3 protein-coding genes (1 of these 3 cut by a window edge) are annotated in these 24,182 nt (G+C 63.8%); all 3 read left to right on the top strand.

Annotated features, from left to right (window positions below; translation table 11 throughout):
- Tightly spaced (each overlapping or abutting the next), the 3 genes in view from GKKCFE_RS16975 to GKKCFE_RS16965 form a layout consistent with a single transcriptional unit that may run on beyond the window.
- Nucleotides 1-7,426, top strand: the 3' portion of a protein-coding gene (locus GKKCFE_RS16975; protein ID WP_445576874.1) for a non-ribosomal peptide synthase/polyketide synthase. It extends 4,925 nt beyond the left edge of the window; 7,426 of the gene's 12,351 nt are visible here — the last part of the coding sequence; the start codon falls outside the window, past its left edge; its stop codon occupies nucleotides 7,424-7,426.
- Complete coding sequence (locus GKKCFE_RS16970) at nucleotides 7,426-20,955, top strand: non-ribosomal peptide synthase/polyketide synthase (RefSeq protein WP_445576873.1); 13,530 nt, start codon at nucleotides 7,426-7,428, stop codon at nucleotides 20,953-20,955. The genes GKKCFE_RS16975 and GKKCFE_RS16970 overlap by 1 nt, the downstream gene beginning before the upstream one ends.
- Entirely contained in the window at nucleotides 20,952-24,182 is a 3,231-nt protein-coding gene (locus GKKCFE_RS16965) for a non-ribosomal peptide synthetase (RefSeq protein ID WP_445576872.1), read from the top strand. The genes GKKCFE_RS16970 and GKKCFE_RS16965 overlap by 4 nt, the downstream gene beginning before the upstream one ends.

Raw genomic sequence — 24,182 nt, 5'->3', positions numbered from 1 at the left:
GCGCGAGCGTAGCGGCCTGTCGCAGGCCCTTGCCGCGCTGGCCGATAGCGAGCGCGCGCAAGGTTTCGATCTGAGCCAGGCGCCGTTGTTGCGCCTGGTGCTGGTGCAGACCGGCGCCGGCCAATGGCATTTGATCTACACCTATCACCACATCTTGATGGACGGCTGGAGCAATTCGCAGCTGCTCGGTGAGGTGATGCAACGCTACAGCGGCCGCACGTCGGCCAGCGCCATCGGGCGCTATCGCGATTACATCGCCTGGCTGCAACGTCAGGACGGGCAATTGAGCGAGGCGTTCTGGAGCGCTCAACTGGCGACTTTGCAGGAGCCGACCCGCTTGGCGCGAGTGATGTCCGCCAGCGAAATCCACAGCGGTCATGGCGATCACTTCCAGACCCTGGACGTCCCGCGCACCCAGGCCCTGGAACAGTTTGCCCGCCAGCAGAAAGTCACCCTCAATACCCTGGTGCAAGCAGCGTGGCTGTTGTTGCTGCAACGCTATACCGGTCACGACTGCGTGGCCTTTGGTGCCACCGTGGCCGGGCGTCCGGCGGACTTGCCGGGCATCGAGCAACAGGTCGGCCTGTTCATCAACACCTTGCCGGTAATCGCCGCACCGCGCCCGGATCAGTCGGTCGGCGCCTGGCTGCAAGCGGTGCAGGCGCAGAACCTCAGCCTGCGCGATTTCGAGCACACGCCGTTGGCCGACATCCAGCGCTGGGCCGGGCAGGGCGGCGAAGCGCTGTTCGACAACATCCTGGTGTTCGAAAACTACCCCATCGCCCAGGCCCTGCAAGAAGGCGCCGGGCAGGGCGTGGTGTTCGGTGAGGTCACGCACCAGGAGCAAACCCATTACCCGTTGAGCGTTGCGGTGACCATTGGCCAGAGCCTGGCGCTGCACTACAGCTTCGACCGGGCGCATTTCAGCCCGGCGGCCATCGCCGGCATCAGCGAGCACGTGTTGCAACTGCTGGAACGCTTCGCCGAATCGGCGCTGCGCAACCTGGGGGAAATCGCCTTGGCCGGCGCCGAGGAGCAGGCCCGGCAACAGGCGGCCAACCACCCGCAGCCATACCCGACCGACATTGCCGTACACCAGCGCATCGCCCATCTGGCAGCGCTAAACCCGCACAGCACGGCGGTGATCTTTGACGGTCAGCGTTTCAGCTATGGCGACATCGAGCGGCGGGCGAACCAATTGGCCCACGCACTGATGGCCCATGGTGTGGGCCCGGAAACGCGGGTCGGCGTGGCCTTGCCGCGCAGCGAAGGGGTGATTGTCGCGCTGCTGGCGGTGCTCAAGGCCGGCGGTGCTTATGTGCCGCTGGACACCGGCTATCCCCGTGAACGCCTGGCGTACCTGATCGAGGATTCAGGGCTGGCGTTGTTGCTCACCGACTCCCGGGTGTCGGCGCAGTTGCCGTTGGAAGGCGCCGCCCAGGTGCTGGAGCTCGATCGCCTGGACCTGAGCCAGCAACCGCTGAGCGCACCGTCCGTCCAGATCGACCCGCAAAACCTCGCCTATGTGATCTACACCTCCGGTTCCACCGGAAATCCCAAGGGTGTGAGTGTGGCCCATGGTCCGCTGGCGATGCACTGCCAGGCCATCGGCGAGCGCTATGAAATGCACAGCAGCGATTGCGAATTCCATTTCATGTCCTTCGCTTTCGACGGTGCCCATGAGCGCTGGCTCACCAGCCTGACCCACGGTGCCTCCTTGCTGATTCGCGATGACAGCCTGTGGACCCCGGAACAAACCTACAACGCCCTGCGCGAGCACGCTGTGACGGTGGTGGCGTTCCCGCCGGTGTACCTGCAGCAACTGGCCGAACACGCCGAGCGCGAAGGCAACCCGCCGAAAGTGCGGATCTATTGCTTTGGCGGCGATGCGGTGGCCAACGCCAGTTTCGAACGGGTCAAGCGCGCCCTGAATCCAGATTTCATCATCAACGGCTACGGCCCGACCGAAACCGTGGTCACGCCGCTGATCTGGAAAGCGGGTCGTGACGAGGTGTGCGGCGCCGCGTATGCGCCCATCGGCAGCCGCATCGGCGACCGCAGCGCTTACGTGCTGGACGCCGACCTGAACCTGCTGCCCCAGGGCATGGCCGGTGAGCTGTACCTGGGCGGCAGCGGTCTGGCTCGTGGTTACCTCAACCGTCCAGGCTTGACGGCCGAGCGGTTTATCGCCGACCCGTTCAGTGCTGGTGGTGGCTTGCTGTACCGCACCGGCGACCTGGTGCGCCAGCGCGCCGACGGCACGTTCGATTACCTGGACCGCATCGACAACCAGGTGAAGATTCGTGGTTTCCGTATCGAACTGGGAGAAGTCGAAGCCAGCCTGCAAGCCCTCGAGGGCGTGCGTGAAGCGGTGGTGGTCGCCCAGGAAGGCAGCGCCGGCAGCGGCAAGCGTCTGGTGGCCTATGTGGTGGCCGATGAATCAATGGCTCCGCGTGCCGATTTCACCGAGCACCTGCGCGATCAACTCAAGGCTACCCTGCCGGCGCACATGGTCCCGGCCTATCTGCTGCTGCTCGAACGCCTGCCACTGACCCCCAACGGCAAGCTCGACCGCAAGAACCTGCCCAAGCCTGACGTCAGTCAATTGCAGCAACGCTACGTGGCACCGCGCAGCACCCTGGAGCAGCAACTGGCGTCCATCTGGCAGGACGTGCTCAAGCTCGGGCAAGTCGGCCTGCGGGATAACTTCTTCGAACTGGGGGGCGATTCCATCGTCTCGATCCAGGTGGTCAGCCGCGCCCGTCAGGCCGGTATTCACTTCACCCCCAAAGACTTGTTCCAGCACCAGACCATCGAAGCGTTGGCGGTGGTGGCGCGTTCGGGTGAAACCACGCAGGTCATCGATCAAGGGCCGGTGAGCGGTACGCTGACCCTGTTGCCGGTGCAACGGCTGTTCTTCGGGCAGGCGATCCCTGAGCGTCAGCACTGGAACCAGGCGGTGATGCTCAAACCCACGCACGCCCTGGATGCCCGCGTGCTGGCGCAAGCCTTGAGCGCGCTGGTGGTGCACCACGATGGCCTGCGCTTGAGCTTCAGCGAACGCAGCGAGGGCTGGCAGGCCACTTACCGGTCCCCGGCCAGCCACTGCGCAGAGCTGCTTTGGGCGGTGGACGTGCCTGACGCCCAGGCGCTGGAAAACATTGCCAACCGCGCGCAACGCAGCCTGGACCTGCAAGACGGTCCGCTGCTGCGGGCGGTGCTGGCGACGTTGGCCGATGGCAGTCAGCGGCTGTTGCTGGTGATCCATCACCTGGTGGTGGATGGCGTGTCGTGGCGGATTCTGTTCGACGATCTGCAAAGCGCCTACCGGCAACTGGCCGACGGCGGGATGCTGCAGTTGCCGGCGAAAACCACCTCGGCACAGGTCTGGGCCGAACGTTTGCAAGGTTATGCCCGCAGCGCGTCGTTGCAGGAAGAACTGGCCTACTGGCAGACCCGGCTGGAGGGTGTCGATGGGCGGTTGCCGATGGACAATCCCCAGGGCGGCCAGCACAACCACCTCGCGCTGACGGTACGCACCCGGCTCGATGCTTCATTGACTCGCCAATTGCTGCAAGACGCGCCCAAGGCCTATCGCACCCAGGTCAATGATCTGCTGCTCACCGCTTTGGCCCGGGTCATGGTGCGCTGGACCGGCACCGACAGCGCGTTGATCCAGCTCGAAGGCCATGGCCGCGAAGCGTTGTTCGATGACGTGGACCTGACCCGCACCGTTGGTTGGTTCACCAGCCTGTACCCGGCCAGACTGACGCCGTCGATGGACCTGGGGACCTCTCTCAAGCAGATCAAGGAGCAGTTGCGCTCGATCCCCAACAAAGGCCTGGGTTTCGGTGCCTTGGCTCATCTGGCGGATAACCCGACGCAGGCGATCCTTGCCCGGCTGCCGGTACCGCAGCTGACCTTCAATTACCTGGGGCAGTTCGATGCCAGCTTCAGCGAAGCGCAAGGTGCCTTGTTCGTGCCGGCCAGCGAAGGCGCCGGCGATGAATTGAACGCCCAGGCTCCGCTGTCCAACGTCCTGGCGCTGAACGGCCAAGTGTTTGGCGGCGAACTGAACCTGGGCTGGACCTTCAGCCGCGAGCAGTTCAACGAAGCCACCGTCCAGGCCCTGGCCGACGATTACGCCCGCGAGCTGCAAGGCTTGATCGAACATTGCTGCCACGGCGAGCATGGCGGCGTGACGCCGTCGGACTTCCCCCTGGCCCGCCTGAACCAGCAGCAACTCGATGATTTGCCGGTGGTGACGGCGCAGATCGCCGACCTGTATCCACTGTCGCCGATGCAACAAGGGATGCTGTTCCATAGCGTCTACGGCGACGCCACGGGCGACTACATCAACCAATTGCGCCTGGACGTTGAAGGCCTGGAGCCGCAACGTTTCCGTCAAGCCTGGCAGGCGGCGGTGGACGCCCATGACATCCTGCGCACACGGTTTGTCTGGCAGGGTGACCTGCCAGATCCGGTGCAGATCGTCAGCAAGCAATTGGACTTGCCTTACCGCTTGCATGATTTGCGGGACGATGCGCAGCGCGATGAAACCTTGCAGGCCCTGGCCGAAGCCGAGCGTCGGCAGCTGGACCTGAGTGCGCCGGCGCTGTTGCGACTGCTGATCGTGCGGCTCGATGAGCAGCGCTATCAGTTGATCTACACCCATCATCACATCCTGATGGACGGCTGGAGCAATTCCCAGTTGCTGGGGGAAGTGTTGCAGCGCTACAGCGGCCAGAGCGTCGTTGCATCTGGCAGCCGTTACCGGGACTACATCGCCTGGCTGCAACGCCAGGATGGCGCCGCCAGCGAAGCGTTCTGGAGACCTGCGCTGCAGCGCCTGGAGACGCCGACGCGGCTGGCCGATGCCATTGCGCAGTCCGGGGAGGCCGACACGGGCTACGGCGATCACGTGCAGGTTCTGGACGAGACGCTGACCCGCCGTCTGGAAGCTTTCGCCCGTACCTCGAAAGTCACCGTCAACACGCTGGTGCAGGCCGCGTGGCTGCTGCTGTTGCAGCGTTACACCGGCAAAGACACCGTGGCCTTCGGCGCGACGGTGGCCGGTCGTCCGGCGGACTTGCCCGGTATCGAGCAGCAGATCGGCCTGTTCATCAACACCCTGCCGGTGATCGCCAGCCCTCGGGCCGAGCAGTCCCTGGACAGTTGGCTGCAAGCGCTACAAGCACAGAACCTGGCGCTGCGCGAGTTTGAGCACACCGCGTTGCTGGACATCCAGCGCTGGGCCGGGCAGGGCGGTGAAGCGCTGTTCGACAGTTTGCTGGTGTTCGAGAACTACCCGATTGCCCAGGCCCTGGAGCAAGGCGCGCCGGATGGCCTGCGCTTTGGTCCGGCGGCCACCCAAGAGCAGACCAACTACCCGTTGACGCTGTTGGTGGGCCTGGATCGGCAGTTGTCGGTGCACATGAGCTACCAGCGGGCCAGTTTCGAACCCGCCACAGTGACGCGATTGGCGACCCATCTGGCCCAGTTGTTGGGCCAGATGACCGCTCATGGCGAGCGCTGCCTGGGTGAACTGTCGATGCTGGAGTTCGATGAGCATCAGCGTCTGACCCACGATTGGAACCCGGTTGATGCGCCCTTCGAACAAGCGCTGTGCATTCACCAGATGATTGCTCGCCAGGCCGAGGCCACACCGGATGCCCTGGCGGTGACCTTCGCCAATACCCGACTGAGCTACAGCGAAGTCGATGGCCGCGCCAATCGCCTGGCTCACCAGCTCATCGAAATGGGCGTGGGCCCGGAAGTGCGTGTGGGCGTGGCGATGCCGCGCTCCGAGCACCTGCTGATTGCCCTGCTGGCGGTGCTCAAGGCCGGTGGCGCCTACGTGCCGCTGGACCCGGATTACCCGGCCGAGCGCGTGGCCTACATGCTCGACGACAGCCGCGCGCGGGTATTGCTGACTGAACAATCGGTGGCGGCAACGCTGAGCGTACCGGCCGAAACCGCCGTGCTCATGCTGGATCAGCTCGACCTGGCGCACTACCCATTGAGCGCACCCCACACAACCGTGACGCCCGACAACCTCGCCTACGTGATCTACACCTCCGGCTCCACCGGCCAGCCCAAGGGCGTGGCGATTGCCCATCGCAACGTGCTGGCGCTGATCGACTGGTCCAGATCGGTCTACAGTCGCGATGACATTCAGGGCGTGCTCGCTTCGACCTCGGTGTGCTTCGACTTGTCGGTGTGGGAGCTGTTCGTGACCCTGGCCAACGGCGGTTCGCTGATCATCGCCCGCAACGCCCTGGAGCTGCCGCAACTGCCGGCCCGCGATCAAGTACGGCTGATCAACAGCGTGCCCTCGGCCATCGCCGCGTTGCAGCGCAGCGGCGAGATTCCGGCCAGCGTGCGCATCATCAACCTGGCCGGGGAACCGCTGAAGCAAAGCCTGGTGGACTCTCTGTACTGTGAGAGCGGCATTGAGCACGTCTACGACCTTTACGGTCCCTCGGAAGACACCACTTATTCCACCTGGACCCGCCGCACTGCCGGCGGCACGGCGAACATCGGCCGGCCCGTCAAGCACACCTCCAGCTACCTGCTCGACGCCAACCTGCAAGCGGTGCCCCAGGGCGTTTCAGCCGAGCTGTACCTGAGCGGCGCGGGCATCACCCGTGGCTACCTCGGCCGCGCCGCGATGACGGCCGAGAAGTATGTGCCCAACCCATTTTCCACAAACGGCGAACGGCTGTACCGCACGGGTGACTTGAGCCGTTATCGCGCCGATGGCGTGCTCGAGTATCAGGGCCGCATCGACCATCAGGTGAAGATCCGCGGCTTCCGCATCGAGTTGGGAGAAATCGAAGCACGGCTGCTGCAACAACCCCAGGTGCGTGAAGTGGCGGTGCTGGCCCAGGACGTGTCGGGCGGCCAGCAACTGGTGGCCTACGTGGTCGCTCCGTCCCTGAACCTGGATGACACCGAGGAGCAACGCGCACTGCGCGATGAACTCAAGGCCAGGCTCAAGGAGCACCTGCCCGACTACATGATCCCGACCCATCTGCTGTTCCTCGAGCAATTGCCGCTGACCCCCAACGGCAAGCTCGACCGCAAGGCCCTGCCGGCTGTGGACACTGGCTGGTTGCAGGCCGGTTATGTCGCTGCGGTCACTGAGCTTGAGCAGCAGGTCGCGGCGATCTGGGCACAGGTGCTCACGGTGCAGCGCGTGGGCCTGAACGATCACTTTTTCGAGCTGGGCGGCCATTCGCTGCTGGCAGTCAATGTCGTCTCGCGCATGGCGCTCGAACTGGGGTTGACCCTGACCCCGCAACTGATTTTCCAGCACCCCGTCCTGAGGGATTTTGTCGCGCAACTGGACACCGGGGACGCGCCAATCAATGAACAGAAACTCAGCAAGCTGCAAGCCCTGCTTGATGAAATGGAGGAAGTCTGATGGACAAGAGTGTTGCTTTGACGATTGCCAAGCGCTTTATCACTCTGCCGCTGGACAAACGTAAGCTGTACCTGGAGAAGATGCTCGAAGAGGGCGTCTCGCCGGCCAATTTGCCGATTCCCCAGGTCCGTCTCGGGTTCGAACACATCCCGCTCTCCTACGCACAGGAACGTCAATGGTTCCTCTGGCAAATGGATCCCCACAGCTCGGCTTACCACATCCCCAGTGCCCTGCGCCTCAAAGGGCAGTTGGACGTGCCGGCCCTGGAGCGCAGTTTCAACGCACTGCTCGAGCGCCACGAAAGCTTGCGCACCACCTTCGGCGAGAACGGCGAGCAGACCGTGCAGGTCATCCACCGGCACATGCCCCTGGGCATCGCCGTGCAGGCCTTGACCGCCGCTCCGTTGGCCAGCGAGGACGACGCCATCAAGGCGTTCGTCGAGGCTGAAACCGCACGCCCGTTCGATTTGCGCCAGGGGCCGTTACTGCGGGTTTCGCTGTTGAAAATCGCCGAGGACGACCACGTGCTGGCGCTGATCCAGCACCACATCATTGCCGATGGCTGGTCGATGCAGGTGCTGGTGGATGAGCTGGTGCGTCACTACGCGGCCGACACCGCCAGCCAGCCGTTGGCGTTGCCAGCGCTGAGTGTGCAATACGCCGACTATGCGATCTGGCAGCGTCACTGGCTCGAGGCCGGTGAGCGTGAGCGGCAGTTGGCCTATTGGGTGCAGACCCTGGGCGACGAACAACCGGTATTGGAGTTGCCCCTCGATCATCCGCGCCCGCCCGTGCAGAGTTTTCGCGGGGCGCGCCTGGACCTGAACCTGCCGCCGGAACTGGGCGCGGCGCTCAAGCAGTTGGCCCAGCGCGAAGGTGCCAGTCTGTTCATGGTCTTGCTGGCCTCGTTCCAGGCCTTGCTGCATCGCTACAGCGGCCAGCCGCAGATCCGCGTCGGCGTGCCGGTGGCTAACCGCAATCGGGTCGAGACCGAGGGCCTGATCGGCTTTTTCGTCAACACCCAGGTGCTCAACGCTCATGTGGATGGACAACTGCCGTTCGACCGTTTGCTCGCGCAGGTCAAGCAGTCGGCCATGGCCGCCCAGGCTCATCAGGACTTGCCGTTCGAGCAGTTGATCGAGGCCCTGCAACCTGAGCGCAGCCTCAGCCACAGTCCGATCTTCCAGGTCATGTTCAACCACCAGACCGCCAGCGACACCCAGGACCGGCAACAGCAACTGCCGCACTTGAGCGTCGAAGACCTGGTGTGGGAAGGGCGCACCGCCCAGTTCGATCTGACCCTGGGCACTTATGAAACTGGGCAGGGTGTCGCGGCGGAGCTGACTTACGCCACCGACCTGTTCGAACCCCACACCATTGAACGTCTGGCCCGCCACTGGCTGAACCTGTTGCAGGGCATCGTCGATGCGCCGCAGCAGCGCATCGGTGAGTTGCCGCTGCTCGACACCGCCCAGCAGCGCCGCACACAGCAAGACTGGCACCGCGTGGTCGACCATGGCAGCGATGCCCTGTGCGTGCACCAGCGCATCGCCGAACAGGCGCGGATAACGCCTGATGCACTGGCGCTGAGCATTGATGGCCAGACCTTGAGCTACGGACAACTGGATACCCGCGCCAACCAACTCGCCCACCGCTTGATCGGCCTGGGCGTGACGCCGGACCAGCCGGTGGGCATCGCGGTGCAGCGCAGCGCCGAGATGCTTGTCGGCCTGCTGGCGATTCTCAAGGCCGGCGGCGCTTATGTGCCGCTGGACCCGGCGTACCCCGAGGATCGCCTAGCCTACATGATCCAGGACAGCGGCATCGAGTTGCTGCTGACCCAGGCCCGCTTGCAGGCTCAACTGCCGATCCCGGCGACCCTGCGCACCCTGTTGCTGGACCAGCCGGACGCCGCGTGGCAGGCCGCACCGTCCACATGCCCGGCGGTGCCATTGACCACCGAGCACCTGGCCTACGTCATCTACACCTCCGGTTCAACCGGTAAACCCAAGGGCGTCATGGTCCGCCATGGCGCGCTGAGCAACTTTGTCACCAGCATGATCGCCCGGCCAGGCATCACGGCCAGCGATCGCATGCTGTCGCTGACGACGTTTTCCTTCGACATTTTTGGCCTGGAAATCTACGGGCCGTTGTCGGCCGGCGCCAGCGTGGTGCTGACCGGGCAGGACGTGCACCAGGATCCACAAGCGGTGCTGGCGCTGATCGAGCGTCACGACGTGAGCGTGCTGCAAGCCACACCTTCGAGCTGGCGCATGTTGCTGGATCATGAGCACTCGGCGGTGCTGGCCGGTCGCACGTTCCTCTGCGGCGGCGAGGCGTTGCCCCTGGAGTTGGCGCAACGACTGCTGGCGCTTTCGCCGAAGGTCTGGAATCTCTATGGCCCGACCGAAACCACGATCTGGTCGGCGGTGCATCCGTTGAGTCGGGAAAACAGCCGTCCGTTCCTGGGCAAGCCGCTGGACAACACCGCCCTGTACATCGTAGGCAGTGACCTGACGCTCAACCCTCCGGGCGCCCCGGGTGAGTTGCTGATCGGCGGCGACGGGCTGGCCCGCGGCTACTTTCAACGTCCGGCGTTGACCGCCGAGCGGTTTGTGCCGGACCCGTTCTCCACCTCGGGTGAGCGGCTGTACCGCACCGGCGACCTGACCCGTTATCGGGCCGAAGGCGTGGTCGAGTACATCGGACGCATCGACCATCAGGTCAAGATTCGCGGCTTGCGTATCGAGCTGGGTGAAATCGAAGCCGCATTGCTGGCCCAGGACACTGTGCGGGAAACCGTGGTGGTGGCCCATGAAGCCCCGACCGGTGCACAACTGGTGGGTTACGTGGTGCCCGCGACCAGTGAAATAGCGGACGAGGCTTCGTTACGCGCTTCGCTCAAGGCCGCGCTCAAGGCGCAATTGCCCGAGTACATGGTTCCGGCGCACTTGGTGTTCCTGGCACAACTGCCGCTGACGCCCAATGGCAAGGTCGATCGCAAGGCGTTGCCGGCGCCCGATGTGGGCGAAGTGCAGCGGCTTTACGTGGCGCCCCGCAGTCAGCGTGAGCAACAGGTGGCGGCGATCTGGCAGGAGGTGCTCAAGCTTGAGCGGGTAGGGCTGGAGGACAACTTCTTCGAGTTGGGCGGGCACTCGCTGCTGGTCACCCAGGTGGTGTCTCGGGTCCGTCGAGCGTTGGCTATCGAAGTGCCGCTGCGCAGCCTGTTCGAACACAGCACGTTGCAGGACTTCGTCAATGCTCTCGACGCCGGCCAAGGCGAGCAGGCGCCTGCGATGGTGCCGGTGACGCGTGACGCACCGCTGCCGCTGTCGTTTGCCCAGGAACGCCAGTGGTTCCTGTGGAAAATGGACCCCGACAGCGCCGCCTACAATATTCCGACTGCGCTGCGGATGCGCGGTGCGCTGGACAAAATCGCCCTGCGCCACAGTTTTGAAGCGCTGCTGCAACGTCACGAAAGCCTGCGCACGGAGTTCGTGGAGGACGATGGCCGCACCTGCCAGGTGATTCGCCCACAGGGGCAGGTCCACTTCGTCGAGCAACGCCTGGCAGTGGCTGACGAGGCCAGTATTCAGGCGTTCCTCGAGCAGCAGACGCAACGCCCGTTCGATCTGCTGAGCGAGGCGCTGTTGCGCGTGGCGCTGCTGGATGTGAGCGAGCAGGAGCACATTCTGGTCCTGACCGTGCATCACATCGTTGCCGACGCCTGGTCGTTGCAGGTGATGGTCGACGACCTGATGAGCCTGTATTCGGCGTTCATTCAGGAACAGCCTGCGCAGTTGCCGCCTCTGGCGGTGCAATACGCCGACTATGCCGTCTGGCAGCGGCAATGGATGGCCGCCGGCGAACGGGAGCGACAACTGGCCTACTGGACCGGGCAACTGGGCAGCGAGCAACCGCTGTTGGAGCTGCCCACGGACCATCCGCGCCCGGCGCAGCAAAGCCTGCGCGGCGCGCGTTTGCCGATTGTGCTGGATCGCTCGCTGAGCGACGCCCTCAAAGCCCTGGCCCGACGGGAAAACGTCACGCTGTTCGTGCTGTTGCTCGGTTCTTTCCAAGCGCTGCTACATCGCTACAGCGGTCAGGCCGACATCCGCGTCGGGGTGCCGATTGCCAACCGTCATCGCCTGGAAACCGAGCGGTTGATCGGTTTCTTCGTCAATACCCAGGTGCTGCGGGCCGAATTCCACCGTGATCTGACCGGAGCGGATTTGCTGCAACAGATCAAACAGACAGCCATGGCGGCGCAGATGCATCAGGACCTGCCGTTCGAGCAATTGGTCGATGCCTTGCAACCGCAGCGCAACCTGAGCCACAGCCCGTTGTTCCAGGCCATGTTCAACCACCGCAACGAAACCGGTGCAGCACTGGCCAATGCCTTGCCAGGCCTGGCGGTCGAACCGCTTGGCTGGGCACAGCGCACCGCACAATTCGACCTGAGCCTGGATACCAGCGACAGCCCGCAAGGCCTGCACGCCGCCCTGACCTACGCGACGGATCTGTTCGAGCCGGCCACCATCGAGCGCATGGGCCGGCACTGGCTCAACCTGTTGCAAGGCCTGGTGCAGGACCTGCATCGGCCCGTTGCGCAGTGGGCGCTACTGGACGCTGACGAACGGCGGCGGATGCTGCTCGACTGGAACGCGACGACGGCGCAATACCCCCTCGATCGCAGTGTGCATGGGTTGATCGAAGAACAGGTGCGGCGAACCCCGGACGCCCCGGCGCTGGTTTTCGGCGAGCAACGCCTGACGTATGCCCAGCTCAATGCTCGGGCCAATCGCTTGGCTCACCGGCTGATCGAGCAGGGTGTCGGTCCGGATGTGCTGGTGGGCATTGCCGTGGAGCGTTCCGTGGAAATGGTGCTGGGGCTGTTGGCGATTCTCAAGGCCGGCGGTGCCTACGTGCCGCTGGACCCGGAATATCCACGGGAGCGCCTGGCCTATATGTTCGAAGACAGCGGTATCGGTTTGCTGCTGACCCAAAGCCACTTGCTCGAACAATTGCCAATCCCGCCGGGGCTGCGCAGCCTGGTGCTGGATCTGCCCGATGACGGGCTGCAAGCAGGCCGCGACGCCAATCCGCACGTCAGACTCGACGGCGAAAACCTGGCGTATGTGATCTACACCTCGGGTTCCACCGGCAAGCCCAAGGGCGCGGGTAATCGTCATTCGGCGTTGGTCAATCGGCTGTGCTGGATGCAGGACGCGTATCGGCTGGAGGCGGACGACAGCGTGCTGCAAAAAACGCCGTTCAGTTTCGACGTGTCGGTCTGGGAGTTTTTCTGGCCGCTGCTGACCGGCTCGACGCTGGTGGTGGCCGCGCCGGGCGCTCATCGCGACCCGACACAACTGATCGAACTGATCACCGCGCAGCGCATCACCACGCTGCACTTCGTGCCGTCGATGTTGCAGGCTTTCCTGCAGGATCCACACGTGGCCGAATGCACCAGCCTGAAACGCATCGTGTGCAGCGGCGAAGCCTTGCCGGTGGATGCGCAGCAGCAGGTGTTTGCCAAACTGCCGAACGCCGGCCTGTACAACCTCTACGGTCCGACCGAGGCGGCCATCGACGTGACCCATTGGACCTGTGTCGAGGAGGGGCGCGACAGCGTGCCGATCGGTCAACCGATTGCCAACCTCGGCACCTGCATCCTCGATGATGAACTGTCACCGGTGCCAGTGGGGGTGATCGGCGAGCTGTACCTGGCGGGCGAGGGCCTGGCCCGTGGTTACCATCGACGCCCGGCGCTGACGGCCGAGCGGTTCGTGATCGGCCCCTTCGGCAATGGTCAGCGCCTGTATCGCACCGGCGACCTGGCGCGCTACCGCGCCGATGGCGTGATCGAGTATGCCGGGCGGATGGATCATCAGGTGAAGATCCGTGGCCTGCGCATCGAGTTGGGTGAAATTGAAGCGCGCCTGGCCGAGCACGACGACGTGCGTGAAGCCGTTGTCATCGCTCAGGACGGGAGCTTGCTGGTGGCCTACGTGGTGCCGGCGCGCGCCGAGTTGCTGGCCGCCGAAGACATCGTTCGCCAGACACTGCAAGGTCATCTCAAGGAGCATTTGAGCCAGGCCTTGCCCGACTACATGGTGCCGCAGCACTGGTTGTGGCTGGAAAAAATGCCCGTCAGCCCCAACGGCAAACTGGAGCGCAAGGCGCTGCCCAAGGCCGATATCACCGCCAACCCCAAGGCTTACATCGCACCGGTCACCGCCATCGAACAGGCGTTGGCCGGTATCTGGCAAAGCGTGCTCGGGCGCGGGCAAGTGGGGCTCAGCGACAACTTCTTCGAGCTGGGGGGCGATTCGATCGTCTCCATCCAGATGGTCAGCCGGGCCCGTCAGGCAGGCATCCATTTCAGCCCCAAGGATCTGTTCATTCATCAGACCATCCAGGGTCTGGCCAGCGTGGTGACCCTGGGTGACAGCGGGCCGGCTATCGATCAGAGGCCGGTGACGGGAGAGACGCTGCTGCTGCCGTTCCAGCAATGGTTTTTCGACCAGCCCATGGCCGAGCCTCATCACTGGAACCAGTCGGTGCTGCTCAAGGGGTTGCGGCCTTTACACGCCGGGCATCTGGAGCAGGCGTTGCAGGCATTGGTTGCCCATCACGATGCCTTGCGCCTGGCCTTCAAGCGTGAGGACGACGCCTGGACCGCTCGCCATCAAACACTCGCTGAACAGCAGGCGATCTGGCGTCGCTCACCGCTGTTGTGGACGGCTGAGGTGGCAGATGCCCCGGCGCTGGAGCGCCTGGCCGAACAAGCCCAGCGCAGCCTGGACCTGGAAAGCGGCGCGTTGTTGCGCGGTGTCCTGGCGAACCTGGCCGATGGCAGCCAACGACTGTTGCTGGTGATTCATCACCTGGTGGTGGACGGGGTGTCCTGGCGCATTCTGCTGGAAGACCTGCAACAGGCTTATGAACAATTGCAGGCCGGCCAGACCCCGAAACTGCCGGCCAAGACCAGCGCCACCCAGGCCTGGGCGCAACGCTTGAAAACCCATGCGGGCAGTGCAGCGTTCCAAACCCAGATGGCGTACTGGCAAGGGCAACTTGAGGGCGCTCGCGGCGATTTGCCCTGTGACCGGCCGCAGGGCGAACTGCGCAGGTGTCATGGGGCGCAGGTCCAGACGCGGCTGGATAAAAACCAGACCCGCCAGCTCTTGCAGCAAGCGCCAGCGGCCTATCGCACCCAGGTCAACGATCTGCTCCTGACGGCCCTGGCACAGGTGATCGGTCGCTGGACCGGGGAGGCCTCGACCTTGATTCAGTTGGAGGGCCATGGCCGCGAGGCTCTGTTCGACGACCTGGATTTGAGCCGCAGCGTCGGCTGGTTCACCAGCCTGTTTCCGGTCCGGTTGACACCGGCCACGACCACCGAGGATTCGATCAAGGCCATCAAGGAACAATTGCGCGCGATACCCAACAAGGGCCTCGGATTCGCCGTGCTGCGCTACCTGGGTGATGAGCCGACGCGGTGTGCCCTGCAGGCGTTGCCGGTGCCACGCATCACCTTCAACTATCTGGGCCAGTTCGACAGCGGATTTGCTGATGACGCCGCTGGGCTGTTTGTTCCGGCCGGCGAATCGGCGGGCGCGCCACAGAGCCCGCTGGCGCCGCTGGACAATTGGCTGACGCTCAATGGCAGCGTCTACGCGGGTGAGTTGAGCGTCGACTGGACATTCAGCACGCAGATGTTCGATGAGTCGACGATCCAGGCGCTGGCCCTGGATTACGCTCAGGAGCTGCAGGCGTTGATCGAGCACTGCTGCCAGACTCGGCATCAGGGCTTCACACCGTCGGACTTCCCGCTGGCCGGGTTGACCCAGGCCCAGTTGGACGCGTTGCCGCTGGCTGCGCGGCAGATCGAAGACATCTATCCGTTGTCGCCCATGCAGCAAGGCATGCTGTTCCATACGCTGTATGAGCAACAGGCCGGCAATTACATCAATCAACTGCGTGTTGATGTCGCAGGCTTGGACGTCGAGCGCTTCCGCCAGGCCTGGCAGGCGGCCATGGACGCCCATGAAGTGCTGCGCAGCAGTTTCGTCTGGGACGGTGATTTCAAGCGGGCGTTGCAGGTTGTACACAAACAGATGGAGGTTGCGTTCCTGTTCCACGATGGGGGTGCCGCAGCGAATCCATCCCAGGACCTGGACGCCCTGGCGTTGGCGCAGCGCCAGCAGGGTTTCGAGCTGGATGCGGCGCCGCTGTTGCGCTTGCTGGTGGTGCGCGTGGCAGAGGACCGCTATCACCTGATCTACACCAGCCATCACATCCTGATGGACGGCTGGAGCAACTCGCAGTTGCTGGGGGAAGTGTTGCAACGCTACAGCGGCCAGTCACCGGCCCGACCGTCTGGACGTTACCGGGACTACATCGACTGGTTGTCGCTTCAGGACCCACAGGCCAGCGAGCAATTCTGGACGGCACAACTGGCCGAACTGGACGAGCCGACCCACCTTGCGGGGGCCTTTGCCCGGGACCATCGCGGCGAGGCAAGCGACGGCCACGGCGAATATGAGCAGGTGCTCGATACCCATGCCACGGCCCGGCTGCATGCCTTTGCCCGCGAGCAGAAAGTGACGGTCAACACACTGGTGCAAGCGGCCTGGCAGCTATTGCTGCAACGTTGCACCGGGCAGTCAGTAGTTGCCTTTGGCGCCACCGTGGCCGGACGTCCCGCGCATATTCCCGGCGTGGAGCAACAGATCGGTCTGTTCATCAACACCTTGCCGCTGGTTGGCAGCCCGCGGGCGGAGCAGAGCATCGGCCAGTGGTTGCAAGAGGTCCAGGGGCGGAACCTGAGCCTGCGCGAGCACGAACACACGCCGCTGTTCGACATCCAGCGCTGGGCCGGGCAGGGCGGTGCGGCGCTGTTCGACACGTTGCTGGTGTTCGAGAACTATCCGGTGTCCCAGGCGTTGCAGCAGGGCGCCCCGGACACGTTGCGCTTCGGTGAAGTCGCCAATCATGAACAAACCAACTATCCACTGACCCTGGCGGTGAACCTGGGTGACACGCTGTCGTTGCTCTTGAGCTACAACCACGCCAGCTTCGCGCCAGACGACATTGTCGGTATCGGCCAGTCCCTGCGTTATCTGCTGGAGCAGATGGTGCTCGGCGGCGAGCGCTTGGTGGGGCAACTGTCGTTGCTCAATGCAGGACAGCAACGGGTTCAGCAGGCTTGGAACGCCACCGCGACGCCGTACCCGCTCGATTGCAGCGTGCAGCGACTGATTGAAGCGCAGGTGGTCAAGACGCCTGATGCGTGTGCCCTGGTATTTGCCGGGCACCGGCTGAGCTATGCGGCCCTCAATGCCCAGGCCAACCAACTGGCCCATGTACTGATGGAGCAAGGCGTCGGGCCGGATGTGTTGGTGGGTATCGCCGTGGAGCGTTCGGTGGAAATGGTGGTCGGCCTGCTGGCGATCCTCAAGGCCGGTGGCGCCTACGTACCGCTGGACCCTGAGTATCCACAGGATCGCCTGGCCTATATGTTCGAAGACAGCGGCATTGGCTTGTTGCTGACCCAGCGCCACTTGCTTGAACAATTACCGCTGCCGGCGGGCCTGCGCAGCCTGGTGCTGGATCAGCCGGGCGACTGGCTGGCTGGCCGCAGCGAGGCCAATCCGGTGGTCGAACTCAGCGGCGAAAACCTGGCCTATGTGATCTACACCTCCGGTTCCACCGGCAAACCCAAGGGTGCGGGCAACCGGCATTCGGCCCTGGTCAATCGGTTGTGCTGGATGCAGGACGCCTATCAGCTGGACGCGAGCGACCGTGTGCTGCAAAAAACACCGTTCAGTTTCGACGTATCGGTCTGGGAGTTTTTCTGGCCATTGCTGACCGGTTCGACCCTGGTCATGGCGCCACCGGGTGCCCACCGCGATCCGGAGCAACTGATCGAGCTGATCACCACGCAGCAGATCACCACCTTGCACTTCGTGCCTTCGATGTTGCAGGTGTTCATGCAAGATCCCGCAGTCGGCAGTTGCCGGAGCCTGACGCGGATTATTTGCAGTGGTGAAGCCTTGCCGGTGGACGCCCAATTGCAGGTGTTCGCCAAGTTGCCGGCGGCCGGTCTGTATAACCTGTACGGTCCCACCGAAGCGGCCATCGACGTGACCCATTGGACGTGCGTGGACGAGGGCCGCGACGCGGTGCCGATCGGTCAGCCGATTGCCAACCTGAGTACGTTTATCCTCGACCACAACCTTTCACCGTTGCCGGTGGGGGTGACGGGCGAGTTGTACTTGGGCGGTGAAGGCCTGGCTCGCGGTTACCATGCTCGCCCGTCGTTGACGGCTGAGCGCTTCGTCACCAGCCCGTTCGGAGACGGCTCGCGCCTGTACCGGACCGGCGATTTGGCGCGCTACCGTGCCGACGGCGTCATCGAGTACGCCGGGCGCATGGACCATCAGGTGAAAATCCGTGGCCTGCGCATCGAGTTGGGGGAGATCGAGGCGCGGCTGGCCGAGCATGCGCAGGTCCGCGAAACCGTAGTGATCGCCCAGGACGGTGCGGTGCTGGTGGGCTATGTGGTGCCACAGCGTCAGGCGTTGTTGAGTGCCGAAGACGACATCCGCCACGAATTCGAGCAGGCATTGAAGGCCCACTTGAGCCAGCATTTGCCGGACTACATGGTCCCGCAGCACTGGGTATTGCTTGAGCGCATGCCGGTGAGCCCTAACGGCAAACTGGAACGCAAGGTGCTGCCTCGGTTCGACGCCAGCCAGTCGCAGCAAGGCTTCGTGGCGCCGGAAGGGGCGCTGGAGCAACAGATTGCCGGTGTTTGGCAAGAGGTGCTGGAGCTGGAACAGGTCGGTCGCAACGACCACTTCTTCGAGCGCGGTGGTCACTCATTGCTGGCGACCCAGGCCGTTTCACGCTTGCGTAAGCTGACCGGCTATCCGCTGAGCCTGCGTGACCTGTTCGATCATCCGCAGCTCAAGGCGCTGGCGGCGCTGATGGCCGGCACCGTCGATGGACCGGTCCGGGCGGGCGATTCCCGTGGGGTGCGGCTCCAGGCCCATGGGCCACGCCGTTCCGCGCCGCTGTCGTTGGTGCAGCGACGTTTGTGGGTCGCCGAACAATTGTCCGGCGGCACTTCGGCGTATGGCATGCCCATGGCGCTGCACCTGTGCGGCGAGTTGTCGGTGGAGCGTCTGATGAGCAGCTTTGCCGACGTGGTACGCCGTCATGACGTATTGCGCACTGCGTATCGCCAAAACGAAGAAGGGGATCCGGTGGCGCTGATTGCCGATGAGGTCCGACTGGACTTTCCGGTGATCGACCTGTCTGGCCTGTCGCCCAGTGCCCGGCAGGAACAGGTGGCCCAGGCGACGCTGGAAAATGCCCGCACCCCGATCGATCTGGAGCAGGCACCGCTGCTGCGCGGACGGATCCTGCACCTGGGGCCGACCGAACATGTGTTGCTGTACGCCATGCATCACATCATCTCCGATGGCTGGTCGATGGGGCTGCTGATCAACGAACTGGTGCAGGTCTACGAGGCATCCCTCAAGGGTGAACCGATGCCGCTGGCGCCCCTGGAGATTCAGTACCATGACTTCGCCTTGTGGCAGCAGGCGCTGGAAGAGCAGGGCGTACTGGCGCGTCAGGCTGACTACTGGAAACACCGGCTCAGCGGCTACGAGGGGCGCCTGAACCTGCCGCTGGCCCGCCCTCGGGGCCAGACCGCCTCCTATGACGGCGATGCGCTGCAGTTCCAGCTTCCCACCGGGCTGACCGGAGCCTTGCGCCGGTTGTCCAGCGAAGCCGGGGTCACGCTGTACAGCACGCTGCTGGCGTCCTTCCAGGTGTTATTGCATCGGCTCTGCGCTGCGCAAGATCTGGTGGTTGGCGCCGACGTGGCGGGTCGTGAACAGCCGGAGCTGGAGCGGCTGATCGGTTTCTTCGTCAACGTGCTGCCCCTGCGTTCGCGCTTGGACGCCGATGCCACGTTCGCAAGCTTTTTGGCGCAAACCCAGGACAACCTGCTTGGCGCCCTGGAGCATCAGGACTTGCCGTTCGACCAGATTGTCGAAGCCTCAGGCGTGCCACGACACAAGGGCATGAATCCCTTGCTCCAGGTGTTGTTCGTGATGAACAACGTGCCGGTGCGCACCCGCTCCATAAAGGGGTTGAGCGTGGAATTGCTGCCGGCGTTGGAGACCCATTCTAAATTCGACATGGCGTTGTTCGTTGACGAAGAAGAAGGGCAATTGCGCGGCACTTGGCAATTCGCCACAACCTTGTTCGGACATGAGCACATTCAGCACCTGATTCAGGCCTGGACCGCCCTGTTGGAACAGATCGTCGCTGATCAGGACATTCAATTGGGAGCTATCAGCATGCCAGTCGACAACTTGGCGGCCGCCGCCAAGCCTGCCACCGTCCCGGGGCCCAAGGCCGATAAGCTGGGCAAGTTTCTCAAACGCTCGGTGACACCGCTCGCCAAGCCTCGACCGGCGCGGGTGCGTGAATCACTGGTGGCAGCACCGCAGCGATTCCCGTTGATGCTGGAGCCGGGTGAACCCCAGCTGGATGTCATCGAGTGGATTCATCAGAACCGGCCGCTGATCGAGCAAAAGCTGGCCGAACATGCGGGCATTCTGTTCCGCGGTTTTGAACTGGATGGCATCCAGGGCTTTGAAGCGTTCGCCGAAGCGATCCAGCCCGGCCTTTATGGTCAGTACGGCGATTTGCCGAAGAAGGAAGGGGGCAAGAACACCTACCGTTCCACGCCGTACCCGGAGCGCAAGATGATTCTGTTCCACAACGAAAGCTCCCATCAGGACCGCTGGCCGCGCAAGCAAATGTTCTATTGCGAGCAAGCCGCGCCTGTGGGCGGTGCGACTCCAGTGGTGGATTGCCGGTTGATGTACGAAAAACTGCCGTCGGACCTTCGCGAGAAGTTCGAAGACAAAGGGCTGCTGTATGTGCGCACCTTCACCGACAAACTCGACGTGTCGTGGCAGCACTTTTTCAAGACCGAGGACCGCCGCGAAGTTGAGGCCCGGTGTCGGGCGGGCGGTATCCAGTGGCGCTGGCTCGACAACGACGAGTTGCAGACCCGCACACCGGGGCCGGCGATCATCACGCACCCGATCACCGGGGAGAAGTCGTTCTTCAATCAGGTGCAATTGCATCACATCTATTGGCTGGAGCCGGATGTGCGGGAGGACCTGCTGTCGATGTTCGGTCTGGAGCGCATGCCTCGGCATGTGTATTACGGCGATGGCACACCGATTGAGGATGAGGTGATGGCGCGCATCGGTGATTTGTATGAAGCCTGTGCGGTGCGTTTCGACTGGCGCAAGGGCGACGTGATCCTGCTGGACAACATGTTGGTGGCCCACGCCCGCGACCCGTTCGAGGGCCCCCGCAAGATCGTGGTTGCCATGGGCGATATGTATGAGCGCAGCGCGCTGGAGGGCCAGGCCGATGCCGGGACGGCCATCCAGGGCATCCGCAACCTGGAGGAAACCGGAGCATGAACGAGGTATTGATGGACCAGCAGGACCCCGGCTTTGCCTTGACCCCCGAGCAACAAGCGATGCTCGAGCAACTGTCGAGCACGGCGACCTGTGGCGAAGCATTGCGTTGGCTGAGCGTGGTCATCGACGGCGATCTCGATCCGCAGCGATTGCAGATCGCGTTCGATACGCTCCTGGCACAGCAGCCAATGCTGCTGGCGCGGCTGGACAAAGTGGCCGGTTTCCACGGCTTGCGTCAGGTCGCCAGCGGCGCCGCTCGTTTCCCGCTGACGATACAGGCAGGCGCGCAACGGACCGAGGATGTCCAGGCGCAGATCAAGGATTCGCTGGGCTGTGCTTTTGTGGTGGGCGAATCGCCAAACGTCCAGGCCGTGCTTTATCGTCTGGCGCCGCAGCAATGGCAACTGGTGCTGGGTATCGCTCGCTACAGTGCCGATGCGCAATCGCTGAATCTGCTGCTGGAGCAAATCCAGCAAGCGTACGCCGCAGTTCAGGCGTCGGAAGACGAAGCACCGGGCGAGTTTGCCCAGTACCTGGAATGGCGCAGTGAGGTGGTGCTTGATGAAGATGCCGCCACCGGACGAACCTATTGGCAGCATTACCTGCAAGGCGTGGAGACGGACATCGCCACACCGTGGTTGGCTGCGCGCAGCGCCGGCAGTGAGACGGGGGCCGCTGATACCAGTGTGTCGCTGACCCTGGAACCGGCCCAGCGCGATGCGTTGCAACGGTTGGCCGAGCAGCTCGGTCAGCCGCTTGCCACGGTGTTGCAAGGCGCGTGGTGGGTGTTGCTGGGACGTTTGAGCGGCCTTGATCAGGCGCTGGTGGGCGTGCGTCATGACAGCCGTGGCGACTATGAATACTTCGCCAATGCTGTGGGCGTGTTCGAGAAAACCCTGCCGCTTAGCGTTTCATTGCCCGCGACGGTGTCGTTCAGCGAGTGGCTGGACGAGCTGGCGGCGCGCCTGGAAGCCCATCGCACCTGGCAGGAATACTGGGCGCCGGAACTGTCGCCTGAGGCGGCGCGCCCGGCCTACGGCTTTACGCTGGGGCAGGCTAACCGGGCCGGCAACGGTGGCGGCCTTAACTGGGCTGCAGCAGGGTCCGTGTGGGTGCCGGCAGATCCATTCGAGTTGCTGTTGCAGGTGCAATTGAACGCTGCCCAGCAGCTTGCCGCGGTCAATCTGCATTACGCCAGCTCGCGTTACTCGCCGGCCTCGGCCAGCGCCGTGTTGGAACAGTACGGCGTGCTGTTGGCGTCGATCCTTGCCGCTCCACACACCGCATTGGCGCGGCTCGATCTGTTGAGTCGCACCGCAGAGCAGCGCTTGCTGGCAATCAACCCCGCCATGCACGCGTTAGCTGATGGCCGTTATCTGCCGCAGCGCATCGCCGATCTGGCGTCGCATACACCGAACGCCATTGCCCTGACCGACGCCCGTCAGCAAATGAACTACGGCCAGTTGCAAGCCCGGGTCGACAGCATGGCGCAGGGCCTCAAGCAGCAAGGCGTGGGCGCCGGTTCGATGGTCGCGCTGGCGTTGCCGCGCTCGGTGGATCTGGTGATTGCAATGCTGGCGAGCTGGCGCCTTGGTGCGGCGTATCTGCCCCTTGATGTGCAGTGGCCCCAGGCGCGTCAGGCGTTGATGCTGGAACAGGCCGGCGCGGCGTTGTTGTTGACCGATGCGGCGCATCTGCCGGCCTGGCAGGATCAGCCGTATAAGGCGCTGACCGCGGCTGAGCTGAGCCATCCGGCTACGCCACTGCCTGCGCTAGCCACACAGGGCAACGATATCGCCTATGTGTTGTTTACCTCCGGCTCCACCGGCGTGCCCAAAGGCGTGGTGATCGAGCATCGGCAACTGCTCAATTACACCGCCCAGGCCAGTCAGGCGCTGGGGCTTGCCCAGTGCAAGAACGTCGGTTTCAGTTCCAGCGTGGCGGCGGACCTGGGCAATACGGCGTTGTTTGGCGCGTTGTTCAACGGCGCGACCCTGCATGTGGCCAGCGATGAGCAGATGCAGGACGGCGCGTTGTTTGCCCAGTACCTGCAACAGCAGCAGATCGACTGCCTGAAAATCGTGCCCTCGCACCTCGCGGCGCTGCTCGACAGTGAACGGGCGAGGCTGCCGGGTACCCTGGTGCTTGGCGGTGAGCCGATTGCGCCGACCTTGGTCGAGCGCATCGCCCGGTTGCGCAGCGATTGCCGGGTGTTCAACCACTACGGGCCGACCGAAGCCACGGTGGGGGTGATGATTCATCCGCTGTCTCTGAACGGCGCGGCCGGCGACTGTTCGGCGCTGACCCAGGTGCTGGGCAACAACCAGGTTTACGTGCTGGACGCCGATCTGCATTTGGCGCCGGTGGGCGTGCTGGGTGAGGTGTACCTGGGCGGAGCGCAGTTGTGCCGGGGCTATCTGAATGCCGAGGCCGATGCGCAGGCGTTCATCCAGAGTCCCTTTGATCCGGCGCAACGGTTGTATCGCACCGGTGACCTGGCGCGTTATCGGCCGGACGGGGCGATCCAGCTATATGGTCGGCGCGATCAGCAGGTCAAGGTGCGTGGGTTCCGTATTGAACTGGCGGAGATCGAGGCCGTGCTTGTGCGCATGCCACAGGTGGCCGAAGCATTGGTGTTGCCGGCAGCGTCGGTCGAGCAGGGGCTGTTGGCCTTTGTCGTGGCGCAGCAGGGACTGTCGACGGGCTTGCTCGACGCCGCGCGCGCTGAGCTGAGCGCCCGCTTGCCCAGCGTGATGGTGCCGCAGCATTTGCATCTGATCGAACGATTCCCGCGACTGGCCAACGGCAAGATCGATCGCCACGCACTGCAGCAGTTGGCGGTGGCTACAGCGGACGATGAAGACGCCGCGCCACGCGATGCGCTGGAGCAATTGCTCGCCGCGCGCATGGCGCAGTTGCTTGGGCTTGAGCGATTGGGCATCGATCGCGACTTCTTCGCCGCCGGAGGTCATTCGTTGCTGGTGATCAAACTGGTGGCCGGTATTCGCAAGTTGTTGCAGTGCGAAATTCATCCGGGACTGGTCTTCGATCATCCGACCGTGGCGTCGTTGGCCCTGGCCTTGCGGGCGCTGGAGAGCAGTCCGGGGCAATTGGAAAAAATGGCCCAGGTGCGCCTGCGCATGGAGGCGATGAGTCCCGAGGAAAAGGCCCTCCTGACCGAACAGGCTCGGCAGCTGCAAGCCGCCAAGGCGGCCCAAGGCAGCTGA

Source organism: Pseudomonas sp. E141, assembly GCF_052659885.1.
This window is presented reverse-complemented; position numbering and strand designations above follow the sequence as displayed.